At 40.5% G+C, this 19,323-nt stretch carries 15 protein-coding genes and 2 pseudogenes; 9 read left to right on the top strand and 8 right to left on the bottom strand.

All coding sequences use genetic code 11. The features are described 5' to 3' along the window. Window positions 1-45: 45 nt before the first annotated feature. On the bottom strand, window positions 46-1,416 hold the full coding sequence (locus AC4CVD_RS13700) for a uracil-xanthine permease family protein (protein ID WP_490753309.1): 1,371 nt from the start codon (window positions 1,414-1,416) through the stop codon (window positions 46-48). Window positions 1,417-1,587: 171 nt separating this feature from the next. Between AC4CVD_RS13700 and typA the strand changes: the two genes are divergently transcribed. The 3 genes from typA to AC4CVD_RS13685 all read left to right on the top strand — a co-directional run bounded on the left by typA (window position 1,588) and on the right by AC4CVD_RS13685 (window position 4,519). Further along, entirely contained in the window at window positions 1,588-3,426 is a 1,839-nt protein-coding gene (typA, locus tag AC4CVD_RS13695) for a translational GTPase TypA (protein WP_004695169.1), read from the top strand. 201 nt (window positions 3,427-3,627) lie between these two features. Beyond that, window positions 3,628-4,062 (top strand): large conductance mechanosensitive channel protein MscL, encoded by a 435-nt coding sequence (gene mscL, locus AC4CVD_RS13690; RefSeq protein WP_058870213.1) that lies wholly within the window; start codon window positions 3,628-3,630, stop codon window positions 4,060-4,062. Between the two features lie 127 nt (window positions 4,063-4,189). Next, a complete protein-coding gene (locus AC4CVD_RS13685) occupies window positions 4,190-4,519 on the top strand; it encodes a gamma-glutamylcyclotransferase family protein (RefSeq protein WP_335998813.1) in 330 nt (109 codons plus the stop codon). 58 nt (window positions 4,520-4,577) lie between these two features. On the opposite strand, the gene AC4CVD_RS13680 is transcribed toward AC4CVD_RS13685, so the two are convergent. Next, a complete protein-coding gene (locus AC4CVD_RS13680) occupies window positions 4,578-4,862 on the bottom strand; it encodes a peptidylprolyl isomerase (protein ID WP_004695176.1) in 285 nt (94 codons plus the stop codon). Continuing rightward, window positions 4,859-5,713, bottom strand: coding sequence for a bifunctional DNA-formamidopyrimidine glycosylase/DNA-(apurinic or apyrimidinic site) lyase (gene mutM, locus AC4CVD_RS13675; RefSeq protein WP_490753308.1), 855 nt, complete (start codon window positions 5,711-5,713; stop codon window positions 4,859-4,861). The genes AC4CVD_RS13680 and mutM overlap by 4 nt, the downstream gene beginning before the upstream one ends. A 344-nt stretch (window positions 5,714-6,057) precedes the next feature. On the opposite strand from mutM, the gene AC4CVD_RS13670 reads away from it, so the two are divergent. From AC4CVD_RS13670 to AC4CVD_RS13660, 3 genes are all read left to right on the top strand, one after another. Then, window positions 6,058-7,338 (top strand): carbohydrate porin, encoded by a 1,281-nt coding sequence (locus AC4CVD_RS13670; protein ID WP_490753307.1) that lies wholly within the window; start codon window positions 6,058-6,060, stop codon window positions 7,336-7,338. Window positions 7,339-7,446: 108 nt separating this feature from the next. Next, on the top strand, window positions 7,447-8,562 hold the full coding sequence (locus AC4CVD_RS13665) for an NADH:flavin oxidoreductase/NADH oxidase (RefSeq protein ID WP_490753306.1): 1,116 nt from the start codon (window positions 7,447-7,449) through the stop codon (window positions 8,560-8,562). Between the two features lie 100 nt (window positions 8,563-8,662). Further along, complete coding sequence (locus AC4CVD_RS13660) at window positions 8,663-9,586, top strand: AEC family transporter (protein ID WP_490753305.1); 924 nt, start codon at window positions 8,663-8,665, stop codon at window positions 9,584-9,586. Window positions 9,587-9,627: 41 nt separating this feature from the next. Here AC4CVD_RS13660 and AC4CVD_RS13655 read toward each other — a convergent pair whose 3' ends face one another. After that, window positions 9,628-10,434, bottom strand: a complete 807-nt coding sequence (locus tag AC4CVD_RS13655; protein ID WP_114837222.1) for a tetratricopeptide repeat protein — start codon at window positions 10,432-10,434, stop codon at window positions 9,628-9,630. A gap of 292 nt (window positions 10,435-10,726) precedes the next feature. On the opposite strand from AC4CVD_RS13655, the gene AC4CVD_RS13650 reads away from it, so the two are divergent. Beyond that, window positions 10,727-10,972, top strand: coding sequence for a hypothetical protein (locus AC4CVD_RS13650; protein WP_004695190.1), 246 nt, complete (start codon window positions 10,727-10,729; stop codon window positions 10,970-10,972). A gap of 340 nt (window positions 10,973-11,312) precedes the next feature. Further along, window positions 11,313-12,490 (top strand): annotated as a pseudogene (locus AC4CVD_RS13645) (PQQ-dependent sugar dehydrogenase). A 45-nt stretch (window positions 12,491-12,535) separates the two neighbouring features. Here AC4CVD_RS13645 and AC4CVD_RS13640 read toward each other — a convergent pair. The 4 genes and pseudogenes from AC4CVD_RS13640 to ygfZ all read right to left on the bottom strand — a co-directional run bounded on the left by AC4CVD_RS13640 (window position 12,536) and on the right by ygfZ (window position 16,441). Continuing rightward, complete coding sequence (locus AC4CVD_RS13640) at window positions 12,536-14,350, bottom strand: AAA family ATPase (protein ID WP_490753526.1); 1,815 nt, start codon at window positions 14,348-14,350, stop codon at window positions 12,536-12,538. 1 nt (window position 14,351) lies between these two features. Next, window positions 14,352-15,442 (bottom strand): IS4-like element ISAba1 family transposase gene (locus tag AC4CVD_RS13635; RefSeq protein ID WP_100607965.1). Its coding sequence is split into 2 segments (ribosomal slippage): window positions 14,352-14,902 and window positions 14,902-15,442, totalling 1,092 coding nucleotides; the frame shifts between segments, so codons are not numbered across the junction. A gap of 70 nt (window positions 15,443-15,512) precedes the next feature. Beyond that, a pseudogene (locus tag AC4CVD_RS13630) lies at window positions 15,513-15,662 on the bottom strand (hypothetical protein); the annotation flags it as partial. A 56-nt stretch (window positions 15,663-15,718) separates the two neighbouring features. Continuing rightward, on the bottom strand, window positions 15,719-16,441 hold the full coding sequence (gene ygfZ, locus AC4CVD_RS13625) for a CAF17-like 4Fe-4S cluster assembly/insertion protein YgfZ (protein WP_490753304.1): 723 nt from the start codon (window positions 16,439-16,441) through the stop codon (window positions 15,719-15,721). 261 nt (window positions 16,442-16,702) lie between these two features. Here ygfZ and acnD point away from each other — a divergent pair, with 261 nt between their 5' ends. Continuing rightward, complete coding sequence (gene acnD, locus AC4CVD_RS13620; protein WP_490753303.1) at window positions 16,703-19,306, top strand: Fe/S-dependent 2-methylisocitrate dehydratase AcnD; 2,604 nt, start codon at window positions 16,703-16,705, stop codon at window positions 19,304-19,306. Window positions 19,307-19,323: the final 17 nt, after the last annotated feature.

The following is a 19,323-nucleotide window of genomic DNA, read 5'->3' as shown; positions in this document are numbered from 1 at the left end:
CGATGCCCAGACAGTGCTGGGCAAAGTGCATACTGAAATGAACAATTATTTCTTCGTTTCAGGAAGAATAATATTTAATAACAAGGCTGCAATACCACCTGTCGCAACACCTGAACTGAAGATGTTACGGAATAATTCAGGTAAATGTTCCAAAATTTGTGGAACTTGTGCAACACCCAAGCCGAGTGCCAATGAAATAGCAATAATCAGTAGTGCGCGGCGGTCAAGATGAATACCTGACAGAATGTTAATTCCAGAAGCTGCTACAGCTCCAAACATCACCATTACAGCGCCGCCTAAAACAGCTTGAGGGACCGCCTGAATCACACCTGCAACAGCAGGGAGTAAACCTAGAATCACCAATAATGCGGCAATCCAGATGCCGACATAACGGCTCGCAACGCCAGTAAGCTGAATCACGCCATTATTTTGTGCAAAGACCGAACTAGGAAAGGTATTGAAAATACCAGCAAGGAAAGAGTTTGCACCATTCACCAAGACACCACCTTTAATACGCTCCATCCATGTTGCACCATCCACAGGCTGGTTGGAAAGTTTTGAAGTCGCGGTGATATCACCAATTGCCTCTAAAGAGGTCACAAGGTAAATAAAGGCCATTGGAATAAACAAACTCCAAGAGAAGTCTAAACCAAAGTGCATTGGGGTTGGAATTTGAACCAAAGGTGCATCCTGAAGACCTGAAAAGTCGAGATGCCCCATAAACCCTGCCAACACATAACCGACAATCAGTGCGATTAAAATAGCCGAGCTTTTCACCCAAGTAATACGAATGCGGTTCAATATAATGATCAGTGCCAATACTGTACACGACATGATTAGGTTGTCTGCATTGGCAAAGGTATTGTTTGACATGGCTTGATAGCCACCACCCATGCTGATCAGACCTTCTTTAATGAGGGTCAAACCAATCAATAACACCACAATGCCTGTGACCAATGGGGTAATGAGCATTTTCACCCAAGGCAGAATACGTGACACGCCCATTTCAATAAATGAACCTGCGATTACCACACCAAAAATTGCAGCCATGACGGATTCTACTGGAGTACCTGCAGCAACCATGCCAGAGCCGATTCCAATAATCGGGCCGATAAAGTTAAAACTGGTGCCCTGAACAATTAATAAGCCTGCACCAAAAGGTCCAACTTTTTTACATTGTAAGAAGGTTGCAATCCCTGAAATGACCAAAGACATGGATAAAATCATGTTGGTGTCTTCTTTCGATACACCAAGCGCTAGGCAGATGAGTAAGCCTGGAGTAACAATTGGGACAATAATTGCAAGGAGATGTTGAAAGGCAGCAAGAAAAGCAATGATTGGTCTAGGGCGGTCGTTTAAACCATAGACCAAATCGAGTTGATCTGTTTGATTGGGAGAGAGATTTTGATCAGACATATGTCAAAGGGTGTTAGCAAGGTGGCGCTATTCTAATCGCTTTACACAGCTTTACAAAATTAATTACACACCACTTATCAAAAAAAATGAGTCTGTCAATAAACTGTCACTACTAAATTCTATTATTTTTCTGTATAATTTGCCCTCAAACTTTAGGCGTATCGAATTTACATGTCAGATATCAAAACTCTCCGCAACATTGCCATCATTGCGCACGTTGACCACGGTAAAACCACTCTAGTAGACAAACTTTTACAGCAATCAGGTGCACTTGGCGATCGTGCAGGCGAGATTGAGCGTGTCATGGATTCAGGCGCGATTGAAAGTGAACGTGGTATTACCATTCTTGCAAAAAACACTGCAATCAAATGGTTAGATGCACGTACGAATACAGAATACCGTATTAACATCGTCGACACCCCAGGACACGCGGACTTCGGTGGTGAAGTTGAACGTGTAATGTCGATGGTTGACTGTGTACTTCTTCTTGTTGACTCTCAAGAAGGCCCAATGCCACAAACTCGTTTCGTAACGCAAAAAGCGTTCGCACGTGGTTTGAAGCCAATCGTAATTATCAACAAAGTCGACAAGCCAAGCGCGCGTCCAGATTGGGTTATTGACCAAGTATTTGATTTGTTTGATAACCTTGGTGGTTCTGACGAACAGTTAGACTTCCCAGTTGTTTACGCTTCAGGTCTTCGTGGTGTTGCTGGTCCATCTCCAGAAGAACTTGCTGAAGATATGACTCCATTGTTCCAAACCATCGTAGACATTGTTGAGCCACCAGCAGTTGATGTTGATGGTCCATTCCAAATGCAGATTTCTTCACTTGACTATAACAGCTTCGTAGGTGTTATCGGTGTTGGTCGTATTCAACGTGGTTCAGTTGGTCTGAACACTCAAGTTACTGTAATTGATAAAGAAGGTAAGACTCGTAACGGTCGTATCTTAAAAATCATGGGTTACCACGGTTTAGAGCGTGTTGATGTTGATTCTGCTCAAGCAGGCGATATCGTATGTATCACAGGTATTGATGAGCTTCATATCTCTGACACAATCTGTGATCCGAAAAATGTTGAAGCTTTACCACCATTGTCTGTAGATGAACCTACAGTAACGATGACTTTCCAAGTAAACAACTCACCGTTTGCTGGTAAAGAAGGTAAATTCGTAACTTCACGTAACATTCGTGAGCGTTTAGACCGCGAATTGATTCATAACGTAGCGTTACGTGTTGAAGATACTGACAGTCCAGACCGTTTCAAAGTATCTGGTCGTGGTGAACTTCACCTTTCAGTTCTGATTGAAAACATGCGTCGTGAAGGCTTCGAGATGGGCGTATCTCGTCCACAAGTAATCTTGAAAGAAGTTGATGGCGAAAAGCAAGAGCCATACGAAAACGTAACATTTGACGTTGAAGAACAGCACCAAGGTTCTGTAATGGAACAAATGGGTCATCGTAAAGGCGAAATGACGAATATGGAAGTTGACGGTAAAGGCCGTATCCGTATTGAAGCAACTGTTCCTTCACGTGGCTTAATTGGTTTCCGTTCAGAATTCTTGACCATGACTTCTGGTACAGGAATCATGACTTCAAGCTTCTCACACTACGGTCCAATGAAACAAGGTACTGTTGCGAAACGTCAAAACGGTGTGTTGATTTCTATGGTTCAAGGTACTTGCCTTGGCTATGCATTGTTCACATTGCAAGACCGTGGTCGTCTATTTGCTAAACCTCAGTTAGAAGTTTACGAAGGTATGATCATTGGTATTAACTCTCGTTCAGATGACATGACAGTTAACCCAACTAAAGCAAAACAGTTAACAAACGTACGTGCTTCTGGTACTGATGATGCGTTGACTCTTGTTCCTGCTGTTGAATATACGCTTGAACAAGCGCTTGAATTCATTGAAGATGATGAATTAGTTGAAGTAACACCTAAGTCAATCCGTATCCGTAAGCGTTACTTGACTGAAAACGAACGTAAACGTAACCGTTCTGGTAAATAAGTTTTAAAAATGATGTTGTCCTCATGCGGGGCAGCAAAATTTAAAAATGCCATCAATTTATTGATGGCATTTTTTTGTTTAAAATTAGCAAACCAATATATAAAAGCAGATGATTTCCGAGTAAATTACGTGGAAATGAAGCTATAAAATTAATGTATACTTCGTCACATAAATTAAAGTCAAAAAAAACTGGAGATTTAAATGAGTATTATTCAAGAATTCCGCGAATTTGCGGTAAAAGGCAACATGATCGACTTGGCTGTCGGTGTGATTATTGGTGGGGCATTTGGTAAAATTGTTGACTCATTAGTGAAAGATATCATCATGCCATTGATTACTGTGATCACTGGCGGTGGTGTGGATTTCACACAAAAGTTCTTTGTTTTGGGCGATAACCCAAACAATTTACAGTCTTTAGATGAGTTAACCAAAGCAGGTGTAAATGTCCTGACTTATGGTAACTTCCTTACGATTTTAATTAATTTCATCATTTTGGCATGGGTGGTGTTCTTAATGGTGAAAATGATTAATCGTATGCGCCGTAAACAAGAAGAAGTAGCGCCAGAACCAGCAGCAACGCCAGAAGATATCGCGTTGTTACGTGAAATTCGTGATGAATTGAAAAAACGTCAGTAATCGAACGGTTAAAATAAAACGGCACATCAAGTGCCGTTTTTTTATGTCTGAGACTGATCGAAAGACTGGTTTTTGTACAACTTTGACTTTATGATGCGCGCTGATTGAATAGCTATGGGGATGCCGAATGAACCAATTATTTGTCTATGGGACACTTCGTCCAAATCATGAAAATGCCCATCTTTTAGAGTGCATAGGTGGAACATGGCAAAAAGGTTATGTGCATGGCGTGGTGCATATTTTGGATTGGGGACCCGACAAAGGCTTATTCGCCATTGTTTTAGATCCGCAAGCAGCAGCGGTTGAAGGATATTTTTTTAGCAGTGAGAAATTAACCGAACATTGGGATGCGTTGGATGAGTTTGAAGGGATACAGTATCAACGGGTGAGGGTACAAGGGACGTTGGAATCTGGCGAACGTGTTGATGCTTGGACATATGAGATGAAAGAGGCTTAATCAAATACCGTGTTTGTGATGTGCTTAGACTTAAACACATCACACACTGGGTAACTTTTTAAAAATCCATACGGAATTTAATTTCTAGTAAATGAAAACCAAATTGGCTCTTGATGGGACCATGTAGTACTTTTTCAGCAGCACTAAAGACCAATTTATCAATCACAGGCACCAGTTGGCCTTTTTTGACTTCACCCAGTTCACCACCGCGTTTAGCTGAATTACAGGTGGAATATTGCTTGGCAATTTTGGCGAAATCGGCGCCATCGTGGATTTTCTTTTTCAGTTGTTCAGCGAGGTCTTTGTCTTTGACCAAAATATGACGAACAATAGCAGTTTTCATTTGGTTTTTCCTCGAACTGTGGCTTTGGGCTTAGGTTGCACTTTTTTCAGCGGTTGGCATTCGGGACAAAACACAGAAGCACGCTGTCCCAGTTTGATGTTTTCAAGCGTGGTTTCGCAGTTCACACACATTTCACCTGCTCGACCATAAGCCAACAAGGTTTGTTGGAAATAGCCATTTTCTCCCATGGCGTTTGAATAGTCTCTTAAGGTCGAGCCCCCCAAGTTAATGGCCTGCTGCAAAATACGTTTAATTTCGACCACCAATTTTTCAATTTGGCTGGGCGTTAAACTAGACGCCACTTGCGCAGGGTGTATGCCCAAATTAAACAAACTCTCTGTGGCATAGATATTTCCAACACCAACCACCACATGGTTATCCATGATTGCAACTTTTATGCCGACCTGTTTGTTTTTTAACTTTTGGCTTAAATATTCAGCGTTAAAATCAGCACTCAGTGGTTCAGGCCCAAGGGTATCAATTAACTTGGTTTGCGAATATTCATCCAGCCATAAAATACAGCCGAAGCGGCGTGGGTCATGATAGCGTAGCTCGACATCTTCAAAACGAATAATCAAATGATCGTGTTTACGTAGGGTTTCACCCACCTCACAAATACGGAAACTCCCTGACATGCCCAAATGCCAAAGCATCGTGTCTTGTTCAAAAACGGCCAAAATGTATTTAGAACGGCGTTTGAGTTGAATTAAACGCTGTCCCACCAGTCTGCTGAGATCGGTGGGAATCGGCCAGCGCAGGCTCGACTGGCGAACTTCAATACTGAGTACTTGTTGATCTAATAACGGCGCTAAACTGGCTTTGGTGGTTTCAACTTCGGGTAATTCTGGCATGGCAACATGAGATGATAAAACTTGAGGTTAATATTGCGGTGTACACGCAAGATTGCAAGTGATTTCAACGAGAGGCTTGGCTTTAGCACATTTGTACGGAGCTAGAGTGCAAGTGTGATCAGGAATCATCCTCCTTAAATTACACTCTTGAATTGAGTGAAAACTGCTATGAATCACCCAAACCCAATCTTCTATTTATAGTTGTGGATGATATTGATAACTTTTTTTTGACTTAATGATAAAAATTTTGCTGAGATCTTTGTTTAAAAATTATGTACTTTTCATTAAATTTTTCATTTAAATGAAATGGATTGTTCTTCATTTTAGTTTGGGGCTTAGGTTTTATGCGACAGTTTTCTTTCTCTTTATTTGCAACAGCAATGTGTGCTTGGGCGACAGTGAGTCATGCGGAGCAGATGTTAGATGTACAGGGTCAGTATTTGTTTGGTGACTGGCAGGGAAAACGAACTGAATTGGCGCAAAAAGGCATTAAGTTTGAAGCCAATGCTTTAACAGATACCAACTATTTGGCGGATGGCGGCCGCAATGCAGGTGCAAGCCCAAGTACCGCTTCGCAGTTTTGGTTAGGTACACAATTTGATTTAGAAAAGCTAGCGGGCTGGGAAGGGGTCACCATTCGTTTTGTTGCGACTGCGCGTCAAGGACAAAGTACCTCAATTCGAGATTTGCAAGATCTTTCTGCACCGCAATTAGCCAATGTGCAAGCCACCTATGGCCGTGGAAACCAAGACAGCCGTTTATCTGAGCTTTCGATTGAAAAGCGATTTAAAGAACAAGGGCTCAGTGTCAAAGTTGGGCGACTGGGTTTGGGTTCTGATTTTGATGTGATGGCCTGTGATTTTGTCAGTAATGCCTTTTGTGCCGCACAAATGGGGAAATGGCAGGGCAATATCTGGATGAATACGCCGGTTTCACAATGGGGGGGTCGCATTAAATATCAAGTGACTCCTGAAGTGGCAACGCAAATTGGGGTGTACGAATTTAATCCAGATAATGGCAATGGCAAAGCCGAGGGACAGGGTTGGAGTCTAGACACAGAACATGCCGATGGTGTGACTATTCCAGTAGAAGTGATTTGGGCACCGAAAGCACTGTTCAATGGTTTGGCGGGGAGCTATCGGGTCGGTGGAATATATAACACCGCAGATGACCCAAACAACCAATATGACGTGGCTTATGGCAAAGGTGTGGTGGGCGAAGACCGGACATTTGCAGGATGGATTGCCATCGAACAGCAACTGACTTCAACGGGTGCAGGGCGCCAAGGTTTGCATAGTTTTGCCAACTTTACATGGCATGACCGCATCACCAATAAAGTAGACAACTCGCAACAAGTGGGGCTGAAATACATTGGGGTATTTGAACAGCATCCGACGGATATTGTAGGTTTGGGGGTGAATCGTGTACATCTGAATGAGCGATTCACTGCGGGGAAAGCACAGTATGATGCGAGCGCGGAATACAATATTGAACTGAACTATAGCTATAACGCTACGCCGTGGTTAATGTTACGTCCCAACATTCAGTATGTGGTCAACTCAGGTTCAAGCCATTTAGCGGATAATGCATTGGTCTTAGGGCTTGGAAGCCGCATTATTTTCTAAATAGATAGCCATAAAAGTGCAAAGGTTTGACAGCAGATTTGCACTTTTAGCGTTGAATACAAGGTACTTTATTTGTTATAGATCATAGTGAGTACAGGGAGAGCTGTGATGCCATTATTATTTCAACCCATTCAATTTGGGGATCTAAACTTAACAAATAAAATCGTGATTGCGCCGATGTGCCAATATTCAGCCAATGATGCGGGTGAGTTGAGCTATTGGCATGAGCAACAATGGGCTAATTATGCATTGTCAGGTGCGGGCTTATGTATTGTTGAAGCGACAGCCGTACAAGCGGTAGGACGGATCAGTTTTGCGGATTTAGGACTGTGGAATGATTTGCAACGTGCACAAATGAAAGCTTTACTTCAAAAAGTCAAAACACTCTCTCCAATGCCTTTTGCCATTCAACTGGCACATGCGGGACGTAAAGCATCGACCGATCGTCCTTGGTCGGGAAAAGGTCAGATCAAACCGAATGAACCGCATGGTTGGCAAACGGTGTCTGCCAGTGATGTCCCCTTTAAGCCTGAAGAGCACGCACCACATGCTTTGAGTGTGCCGGAGATGCAAGACATCATTGATGACTTTGCTAGCGCCGCTGTACGTGCAGTAGATGCAGGTTTTGAGCTGATTGAGCTACATGCAGCCCATGGTTATTTGTTGCATCAGTTCATGTCACCCCTTTCGAACCGACGTACCGATGAATATGGTGGAAGTTTTGAAAATCGTATTCGATTTACCTTAGAAGTATTTCAAGCCATTAAACAAGCTGTTCCTGAAAAATATCCCGTAGGTATACGTTTATCTGCGACCGACTGGATGGAGTCGACCGCAACAGAAAGTTGGGATATTGATTCAACAGTAGGGCTATCGAAAGCGTTGGAGCAACTCGGTGCGGCTTATATTCATGTTTCAAGTGGTGGCTTGCATGTGGAACAAGACATTCAGATTAAGGCCAAGTATCAAGTGCCTTTTGCCCATGCAGTGAAACAAGCGGTGAAAATTCCAGTCATTGCGGTGGGCTTGATTACAGAAGCTAAGCAGGCTGAACATATTTTAGAAGCGCAAGAAGCCGATGCAATTGGTCTGGCGCGCGCCATGTTGTATGACCCACGATGGCCGTGGCATGCCGCTGCAGAACTGGGTGGGAAAGTCTCTATCGCACCGCAGTATTTACGGTGTCAGCCACATGGGATCAAAGATTTGTTTTCTGCGTTTTAATCACATATTCGCCAATTGGTCTTTTAAAATATTTCAACTGAGTAAAGGTGTATCCTAGGATAGGTCTTTACTTACATCATCTGGAAAAGGAACAGCTTGAATGATTTTTTCGGTAATTTTTCCAGTATTTTTCCTGCTCTTCCTTGGTTTTGCCTCTGTCAAAATCCAATTACTCGCTAAAGAGCAAATGACTGCAATCAGTGCTTTTGTCATCAAAATTGCGTTACCTGCTTTATTGTTGCATGCCTTAGCTTCAAAAGATTTGCATGAAATTTGGTATCCGTCATATTTTTATGTTTATGCCGCTGTGACCTTTGGCTTATTTCTTACGGCTTTTATTTTAGGTCAAAAGTTGTTTAAGAATCACTTTACCCACGCTGCAGTGTTTTCACTGGGTGCATCCATGTCCAATACGGGGTTATTGGGAGCAGCAATTTTGACGCTGCTGATGGGAAGTGAAGCGATGATTTATATTTCATTGGTGGTGATCATTGAAAGTGTATTTCTTGTACCGCTGATGCTCACTCTGGCGGAAATAGGGCGACAAAGACAAGCCAATTTAGCCTCCATTTTAAAAACCACATTTCTCACTTTACTTAAAAATCCACTGTTTTTGTCGGTGATGATTGGTATGAGTTGTGCGATTTTCGAAATTCAAATTCCACATTTAATCGACCAAGTGTTTGCGATGTTAGGCCAGACCGCTGCACCTTTAGCGCTCTTTATTATTGGTGGGGGAATGGTCGGGCTAACCATTCAATCGTTTAACTTACAAACGGTTTATCTGGTGGTATCTAAAAACATTTGTATGCCGCTATTGGTTTATTTAGGGCTGACCTATTTGACTGAATTAGACCCAAAGATGATTTATGCAGGGACCTTGATTGCGGCTTTACCGATGCCGTCTCTATTTGGAATTTTTGGGCAAGTGTATGGCTTAAATGAAAAAGCACTCACTCCACTGATGATCAGCACGCTATTGAGTTTTGTGGTGGTCAGTGTCTTGATTGGTCTTTGGTGGTAAAAAAATACTCTCCGAGGAGAGTATTTTTTTGAAGAAGCGATTTATTTTTTGACTGCTGCTGTTGCAGGGGACTTAGCTTGATTCGCCATCATGGTTTCAACCTGCGCTAATGATTCTTTCGCTTGTGGCACATTTTCTTTAGCTAAAGCGGTAAAAATTTTCTTCGCTTCAGGTAAGTTCTGCGGAATGATATTGCCATTAGCAAACATATTGCCTACGGCCATCAGGGCAGGAATGTAACCTTTTTTGGCTAAGTCTTGAATGCTGTTGAGGCCTTTTTGAATGGGTGCTTCTTGTTTATTTTTAAAGCCTGTGCTGATGTCGTACAGGGCTTGTGCATGAATGGCTTGATAGTTACCTTTTTTCACCAAAGGCTCAAGTTTCTTAAGGGCTAACTTTTCAGACTCTGGCTTATTTTCAGAAAATAACAGTACGGCATATTCAACGGTTGCATCATCAAAGCCTAGTTTAGATGCGGCTTCAAAGTGTTGTTTGGCTTTGTTAATGTCTTGAGGCAAGCCTAAAGTACCCGTGACATAGTTTTTCGCAAGCACATAATGCGCAACAGGGTAGCCTTTGTTTGCAGCATCTTGATAGAGCTGAATGGCTTTCTTCTCATTCTTCGCTGCGCCTTGGCCAGTCTGAGTCAAATAAGCCAAGTTGTACATGGCCTGTGGGTTGCCAGACTTCGCCAGTTTTTCTAAAGCTTGATACGCCCCCGTCATATTGTTGGCTTTGACCATTTCCTCAATCTTGGCAAATTCGGGGTTGATGGTATCTTGGGTGGTGGCTGCAAGTGTAAGCTGGCTAGTGAGTGCAATTAAGCTTGCAAGTACGATTTTCTTCATGTTTTATAAACCTTTTTCTTACACATAAGTCCATCTATGTGTGTATTTGTTTTTAGTCATTTCACATCATAAGTTGAATTGTGTGAATGTAAATATCTGAATTGTGTCTTGGTCTTACAAATTTCCGTTGATTGTGTTGATCGGTATATATTTTTCCAATACAAACCGCGTGCTGTGCAGTGGAAAAGTCTGAAACGTGTTATTGGTATTTGCAGCTGATGGCTTCGGGTTTTATTAGGATTCTGGCTTAGATTCTGTTTAAATAGCGCTGAAAATGAGTAGTGAGTTCAGCATGTTTATTAAGTCAATTAAGCGAAATTATTTAAAAGTTTTGGCCGATGAGTCGATTCCAGATGGTGAAAAAATTGATGCCTTATTGATGAAATTGGGTGGTGAGTTTTTAGTGAGCAAAGATGACCGTGTATATATCTTTGAAAAAGACGGTGTGACTGCAAAATTTGATGCTAAACATGCACGAGACTTTTCATTTAAAGACTATCTCTGCAAAGACATGAATAAGCTGTTTCATGATTTTTGATGTTTAATCTTCATTGAAGATGAGTGAACTATTAAATAAGGCTCTAAAAGGGTTTACGTCCTTGGATGAGCCTTTTATCCAAGTACTGATGGTTGCTGTAGACTTCTAAAGCAATACTTTTTTATGTTCTGTTTATAGCCACAGAACGAGTGTGAATGGCTTAACCCACTGTAAAGACACTTGCAGTGGTTAGGCTAAAAGATAATATAAAATAATATTTTGTATATGAAGAGCCTATACGATTTTCTAGCAAAAGCGTTTGACTATGTGCTCATCATTCAAGTTATATCATATAAAAAAGAAGGTTACTTTTCATAAGATGAATCGAGACGTCTCTAAAATGATAAAAATATTCTCAATCTTATTCATATGTTTAGTTGGTTCAATGGCAGTTTTAGCAGGGCAGCCAAATCTTGTGCCTCATCAAATCAGCTTGAAAAATGGGAAGCGTTTTTCTCTCAATCTGCCAGCAAATTACGACATCATTCCTGCGGCTGAGGGTTTAAAACGTGTTCGTTTTTTTAGCAAAGCACCTGACGGTAGAATGTTTGTCACAGATATGCAGGATTTGACCGACAATAAAAAGGCATCGTTTATATTTTGGATGAATGGAATGCTGAAACTGGTAAATTCGGCAAAATTATTCCTTATATGACAGGTCTGAAAAATCCAAATTCAGTTCAATTTTATACCGATTCTTCAGGGCAAGACTGGTTATATTTGGCTGAAACTCATCAGCTCACCCGACGAAAATTCACCCAAGGTGAAATAAAACCCACGGCTAAAGCTGAAGTTTTAGCGACTTTTCCTGATTATGGTTTAAGTTATAAATATGGTGGCTGGCATTTAACACGAACCATTGCAGTAGGTGGGAACGGTAAAATTTATGTTTCAGTCGGCTCAAGTTGTAATGCTTGTGCCGAGAAAGAAAAAGTTCGAGCAACAGTTTTAGAAATGAATCCCGATGGTTCGGAACAAAAGATTTTCGCCAAAGGCTTACGCAATGCCGTCGGTTTGAAATGGGTGGGTAAATTTTTATTTGCCACCAATCAAGGTGCAGACCATTTGGGTAAACATAAACCTGATGAAACTTTTTATGCACTTAAGCCTGATGCAGATTATGGTTGGGCTTCTTGCTATTCGTCGAATGGTAAAATTTTTGCAGACCCAAAATTTAAACGTCCAACTGGATGTAAAAATGTACCATCTCCTTACGCTTATTTTCCTGCGCATTCATCTGCACTAGGATTTGACTATTTTGATGATCCAAATACGGACGACACGATTAAAAATTCTTTTTTAGTGGCTTTACATGGTTCTACGGATGCCACGATTGGTCATGGTTATAAAATTGTGATTATGCGAAAAGGGCAAAAATTACAGAACTTTATGGATGGTTTTTTAGTGGATAAAAATGTGTATGGTCGACCTGCGGATATTTACCGTATAGATTCAAATTCGTTTTATTTTTCTGATGATAAGAGTGGTGTGGTTTATTATGTGAAGAGGAAAGAATAGTTATAAAAAAAGCCAAAGTGTTTTAAACTTTGGCTAAGTGAGTGGCTATAGTTTTGCGTTATTACTTTCATCAATATGTTCAAAAATGGTCTTACAAAGCTCTTTAGCTGAATCTGTAAGTGTCCATTCGACATGATCCATTAGTGTTAAAATTAGACGACAGAATTTTAGCTTATCTTTAATTGTTCCTGAAGCATCTGCAAAACATTTTTTAGGCTTGTCATCTGATGTTCTTGGATTTCCAATTTTAATTTTAGAATCTATAATTTTTCCGATTCCGTCTTTCGCATGGAAGTAATTTTGATCACTTAATAACTGTGTTATGTCAAAGCCATCTTTGGTATTAGTTTGCATACCATCCATTGATAAATAATTTTTTAGAATTTTACTTAACTCAAGATTGCTACTTAATGCAATTTCTAAGCCTGAAAATTTAATATTACATGCGTAATGAATAATATTAGCAGGCAGAGTATTTTCAGTTTCTTTACAAGGCAGAAGATAAAATTGCTTACCTAATGATTCAGTTAATTGCTCGACACGATTGCCTTTCCTTTGAATGTCACCATCTGCAATGAGAAGTACACTGCTTGTAGTGAGTAAAGCATTCATACCTTGATCATTTAAGTGATCAGTAAATTCATCACTAAAGTCCCAATGAACTAGGTTACTTCCTGCATATTCAACAAATGTATAGTGATAATTAGGCATAAAACGGCGGTATTTTTTATAAAGCTCTTCATCTGAATTTTTTAATTCAACTAAATATTTTTCCATATATTTAGTGATATATAAACGATCTGTAATACCTTCGACCCAAATGGTGCAGTTAGCTAAATAAACCGAAGATGGTTTTACACCAAGAGAGGCCAGTAGATCACGGTCTCGGTCACAACGATAAATTTTAAAATCAAAGCCATCTTTAGGATTCTCTTTTGGTTGTTTTACGAATTTTTGGATGATGACTTGATCTGATTCATCTGCCATATCTAAAAGATGGTTGGAATGTGTGGTAAAAAAATAATAATGATTGGTTTCGTTTAGATAGAAATTCATGAGCTGACGAACCATGCCCGCATGCATATGCAGTTCAGGCTCTTCTATAAAGAAAGCATGGGTTTCATCTTTTTTGATAAAAGCTTCATAAGTTAAAATAATGACTTGTTGTAAGCCATCGCCGAGTTCTGAAATAGGGAATTGTTTGTCGCTTCCAATTTTAATATTTACAACATCTTGGTCATGTTTTGGAATTAAGGATACAGTTTCATTATCAAAAAAATATTGGCTGAGTTTTTCTTCATAATTTTTAATGATTTCACGTTGCTCTGGTTCACCAAGTAAGTGCGTTTTTAGTTCATGATATAAACATTCACCTGTAATGATGTTTTTTGAATTAAATTTTTGGCTATTAGAAAAGTAGTCTTTTTGAGCTCTTTCTATATACGGTTGTTTATTTTCTATTTCAGTGACAGGGCGCATACCTCTTAGAATTGGAATATAAAATTTTTCTAGATCAAAGTTTACAGTAGAGGTGTTTGTAATCTGATTTGTAAAAAGTTCTTTCGCTTGAGGCGCATTATTGTTGCTAACAAGTAAGTTTAAGACACCTAAATTGGAAAGATATTGTAGAATATGACTGAATTGCTGAACAGCCTGATTTCTTCTACTGATAGTGAGGTTATTTTTTAAGTCATTGAAAGTATTTGAAAAATACTCATAATTTGGGTTTTTTCTAGTTTGGTTGTAAATATCATCATTTAATTTTTTATCTATTTTACATAATTTTAAGAACAGTTCAGATTGATAAAAAGTTTGCGAATTAAGTGATTTAAATAAATTTCTCCTCTGTACACGACAAATTTCACAGAACCCTTATCCTATCAGGATTCTGCCTTCTTAAAATTGCCAAAATTTCCTTAAACTCTTCTTTTTTCCCAAAACCAATTAAACGCTGAATCGCCATTTGAACATAGTCTAAACCATAGCGAAATAAACTCATTGAGAGTCGTCCATGCTTCTTTATTTTTATCGCTTTTTTTTGATCATGTTGCCATTCACCCGTTAAGTAACACCAACAGAAGCTTATAGCTAACACCGCAATCAATTTTTTCACTCGTCTAGGGTCTGTCAAGCGCGTATTTTCAAGATTAAACCCGCGTCCTTTGAGACAACTGAATAAGGTTTCAATTTCCCAGCGTAATGCATAATCCTGAATAGCATTGGCATTAAACTGAGGAGAAACGACGAGTAAAAGCTCTCCATTTTCTAACTGTAGTGCACTTATATATAGTTTCACCCGACCAACCAAAATCCGTCGTTTACGACATTCAATTTGACCAACTTTAAGATGGCGAAATAAATCACTAATTTTATGATTCTTTCCTAAATGATTGGTGACAATGAAGTTTTTTTAACACGAATGCAGAAGTTGATGTCTTGTTCAATTAACCATGTAAACCACTGCTCACCGATAAACTCTCTGTCTGCGAACACATTCACAATACGGTCTTTACCAAAAATGGCTATAAAGCGTTGAATCAAAGCAATGCGCTCTTTCGTATCTGAATTTCCACGTTTATTAAGCAATGTCCAAAGGATAGGTATCGCTATTCCACGATAAACGATTGCGAGCATCAGGATATTAATATTTCGTTTTCCCCATTTCCAATTGGTTCTATCTAAAGTCAGTTGCACTTGGTCGAATGAAAACATATTGAAAATCAACTGAGAAATTTGACGATAATCAAAATACTGACCTGCAAAGAAGCGCTGCATACGTCGATAAAATGATTGTGGTAAGCACTTGATGGGCAAGGCTTTAGATGCAGAAGAAAGATTACATGTTTGCTTTAAAATAATCACAAGCATGATGAGCGCAAAGCACTTTAAATGTGACTTGTTCCATTTTAGAGATTTGTTTAAGATAAGATATAACTCATTGAGATGTATCATAGTATTCGTCGTTAGAAAACAATTATTGTGACATTATTTCAATGAGTTATCTATTTTTGTCGTGTACAGAGAAATTTCTCAAAAAACGACTTTTTCCCGCATTATTTTTACCAATAAAAAAGTTTAGCCGTTTTATTTCTATAACTTGATCATAGTCCTGTTCATTGTCTGAACTATAGTTTTCTAAATTTTCAGCCCAATAGTATAATTTTTCAGTCATTAAAAAGCCCCTAAATCTAGGAGCTAATTTATCACAACATTTTAAAAAATATAAACTTACTGCGGTCTTGCCACATCACCATTTAAGCGTTCTGGTAAGTCTAAAACTGTCACATCCAGTTCGGTCAAAGACTCAGGACGTGCCACCACCAACGCGATATAACCGTCATCAAGCGCAGCGCTATTCACCACTTGAATACCTTTATTCAACTGTTCAGCTTGCGCAGGTGCACTGCCTGTACCCTGAATTAAATGCAACCATGCTTTGGGTTTGGCTTTAAACCATAAACGTGCAATCACTTCCTGACCCAAGTAACAACCTTTGTCATAGTGCACGCCTTCACGTTGGTGTAAACGCAGCTCTTGAGGTTGAAACACATGCTCAATGGCTTGGTCGATAAACGCCTCGCCATGCTTGATGGCATCGACTTGCCACGCTGCAATATCAGTTGCTTCAGCAGAGAAGGTAGTACGGTCATCTTGAATGCTTGGAAAAACTGAACCCACGGGTTCAAGTTTCATTTTCGAGAATGCACCAAACTTTTTAATGTGCTTGGCAAACTCTTCAGACTGGTCTTGAGTGGTGACAATTTCAAAATGTTCAGGGTTGCGTTTGGTCAGCCACAAACCAAAGTGAATACGACCTTTTAAGTCACAAATGGCGGTGTATTGCGTTGTATTTTCAGCTAAAGCTTCAACGTTGACCGTCACTTGGCCTTGTAAAAATTTGAGTGCATCTACACCAATTAAAGTGAAAGAGGAGAAAGCTAGATCGCTCATGAATTGCTCGCCTACCTTAAAATCTAATACTAAAGAATTAGGGCTATTTTCCGCTATTTTTCAGAAAAAATCATATTTAGAGTAAATATTTAAAAGTTAATGTAACTAAATATTTCAAAAACCCCTATTTTTATATCTAAGTTTATGAAATATAAACGATTTGGGAAATGGGTTTTCGACAGTGTAGTATGCCTAGCAGACAAAGATGAATGGTCTAGTAAAGACAGTGAAGAAAAATGAAACACCAAAGGCAGGAACGCTATGAACAATAATCACCGCAAACCACTGCAAGGCACCCAGCTAGAATACTTTGATGTGCGAGAAGCCGTTGAACAGATTCAGCCAGGCGCTTATGCAAAACTTCCATACACCTCAAAAGTATTGGCCGAACAGTTAGTGCGTCGTTGTGATCCTGCCATTTTGGAGCAGTCACTAAAAGAACTGATTTTCTCAAAACAAGATCACGATTTCCCTTGGTATCCTGCGCGTGTCGTCTGCCATGACATCCTTGGACAAACGGCATTGGTTGACCTTGCTGGTTTACGTGATGCGATTGCAGACCAAGGGGGTGACCCATCGAAAGTGAATCCTGTGGTGCCGACTCAGTTGATTGTCGATCACTCTCTTGCTGTGGAATACGGTGGTTTTGATCCAGAGGCGTTTGAAAAAAACCGTGCCATTGAAGACCGCCGTAACGAAGACCGTTTCCACTTCATCGAATGGACCAAGACCGCTTTTGAAAATGTCGATGTGATTCCTGCGGGGAATGGCATCATGCACCAAATCAACTTGGAGAAAATGTCTCCAGTAGTGCAAAATCGTGAAGGCGTGGCATTCCCAGATACGTGTGTCGGTACAGATTCACACACACCGCATACCGATGCACTTGGTGTGATTTCGATTGGTGTCGGTGGTTTAGAAGCTGAAAATGTGATGCTTGGTCGTGCATCATGGATGCGTCTACCTGACATTATTGGTGTAGAACTTGTCGGACAACGTCAAGCAGGGATTACTGCAACCGATATCGTATTGGCACTCACAGAATTTTTGCGTAAAGAACGTGTGGTCGGTGCGTACCTTGAGTTCTTTGGTGAAGGTGCGGATAGTATGTCTGTAGGTGATCGTGCCACGATTTCCAATATGACCCCTGAATATGGCGCAACTGCGGCCATGTTCTATATTGACCAAAACACGATTGATTACTTAACCTTAACAGGTCGTGAAGCTGAGCAAGTTGCACTTGTTGAAAACTATGCCAAAGAAATCGGTCTTTGGGCATCGGATATGAAACAAGCTGAATACCCACGTGTCCTTCGTTTCGATCTTTCAACAGTAACACGTAATATTGCAGGCCCATCAAACCCACATGCACGTGTTTCTACGGCTGATTTAAAAGAAAAAGGCATTGCTGGTGTGGTTGAAAACCGTACCGATGGCTTAATGCCTGATGGTGCTGTGATTATTGCTGCCATTACTTCTTGTACCAATACATCAAACCCACGTAATACGGTTGCAGCAGGTCTATTGGCACGTAAAGCCAATGAATTGGGATTAACTCGTAAACCTTGGGTGAAATCTTCTTTTGCACCGGGTTCTAAAGCAGCGGCTTTATATCTTGAAGAAGCAGGCGTATTGGATGACTTAGAAAAACTCGGTTTTGGTATCGTGGCGTATGCATGTACCACTTGTAACGGTATGTCTGGTGCTTTAGACCCTAAACTACAACAAGAAATCATTGATCGTGACTTGTATGCAACAGCGGTACTTTCGGGTAACCGTAACTTCGATGGTCGTATCCATCCATATGCAAAACAAGCATTCTTGGCGTCACCTCCGCTGGTTGTAGCTTATGCGATTGCAGGAACGATCCGCTTTGATATTGAAAAAGATGCATTAGGAAACGACAAAGACGGTCATCCAATTTACCTGAAAGACATTTGGCCTTCTGATGAAGAAATTGATGCATTGGTCAAAGAAGTGGTAAAACCTGAGCAATTCCGTAAAGTGTATATTCCAATGTTTGACTTGGGTGTTACTGAAAAAGCGGCAAGTCCTTTATATGACTGGCGTCCACAAAGTACCTATATCCGTCGTCCGCCGTATTGGGAAGGGGCTTTGGCTGCACCTCGTACACTGGCAAATATGCGTCCGCTAGCAATCTTGCCTGATAACATCACTACAGATCATTTATCACCATCGAATGCAATTATGATGGATTCGGCAGCAGGTGAGTACCTACATAAAATGGGCGTACCTGAAGAAGACTTTAACTCGTATGCAACGCACCGTGGCGACCATTTGACGGCACAACGTGCGACTTTTGCCAATCCGAAATTGTTTAATGAAATGGTGGTTCGTGCGGACGGTACGATCAAGCAAGGTTCGAAAGCACGTGTTGAGCCTGAAGGTGAAGTGATGCGTATGTGGGAAGCGATTGAAACCTATATGAATCGTAAGCAACCTCTTATCATCATTGCTGGTAAGGACTATGGTCAGGGTTCTAGCCGTGACTGGGCTGCTAAGGGTGTTCGTCTTGCTGGTGTTGAAGCGATTGTGGCGGAAGGTTTTGAGCGTATTCACCGTACTAACTTAGTCGGTATGGGCGTGTTACCGCTTGAGTTTAAAGCAGGAACTGACCGTAAAACTTTAGGTTTAGATGGTACTGAACTTTATAGCGTGATTGGTAATATCGCGCCACGTTCGACTTTAACTTTAGTGATTGAGCGTGCGACGGAAGATGGTAAGAGTGAAATTGTTGAAGTACCTGTCACTTGTCGCCTAGATACTGAAGAAGAAGTGTCTGTTTATGAAGCGGGTGGTGTATTGCAACGCTTTGCACAGGATTTCTTGGAAGGAAATGTTTGATTTTTAATTAAAAATCT

This window comes from Acinetobacter sp. LipI_23 (assembly GCF_058243045.1).
The sequence above is the reverse complement of the archived record's forward strand: the minus strand, read 5'-3'. Positions and strand labels throughout refer to the sequence as shown.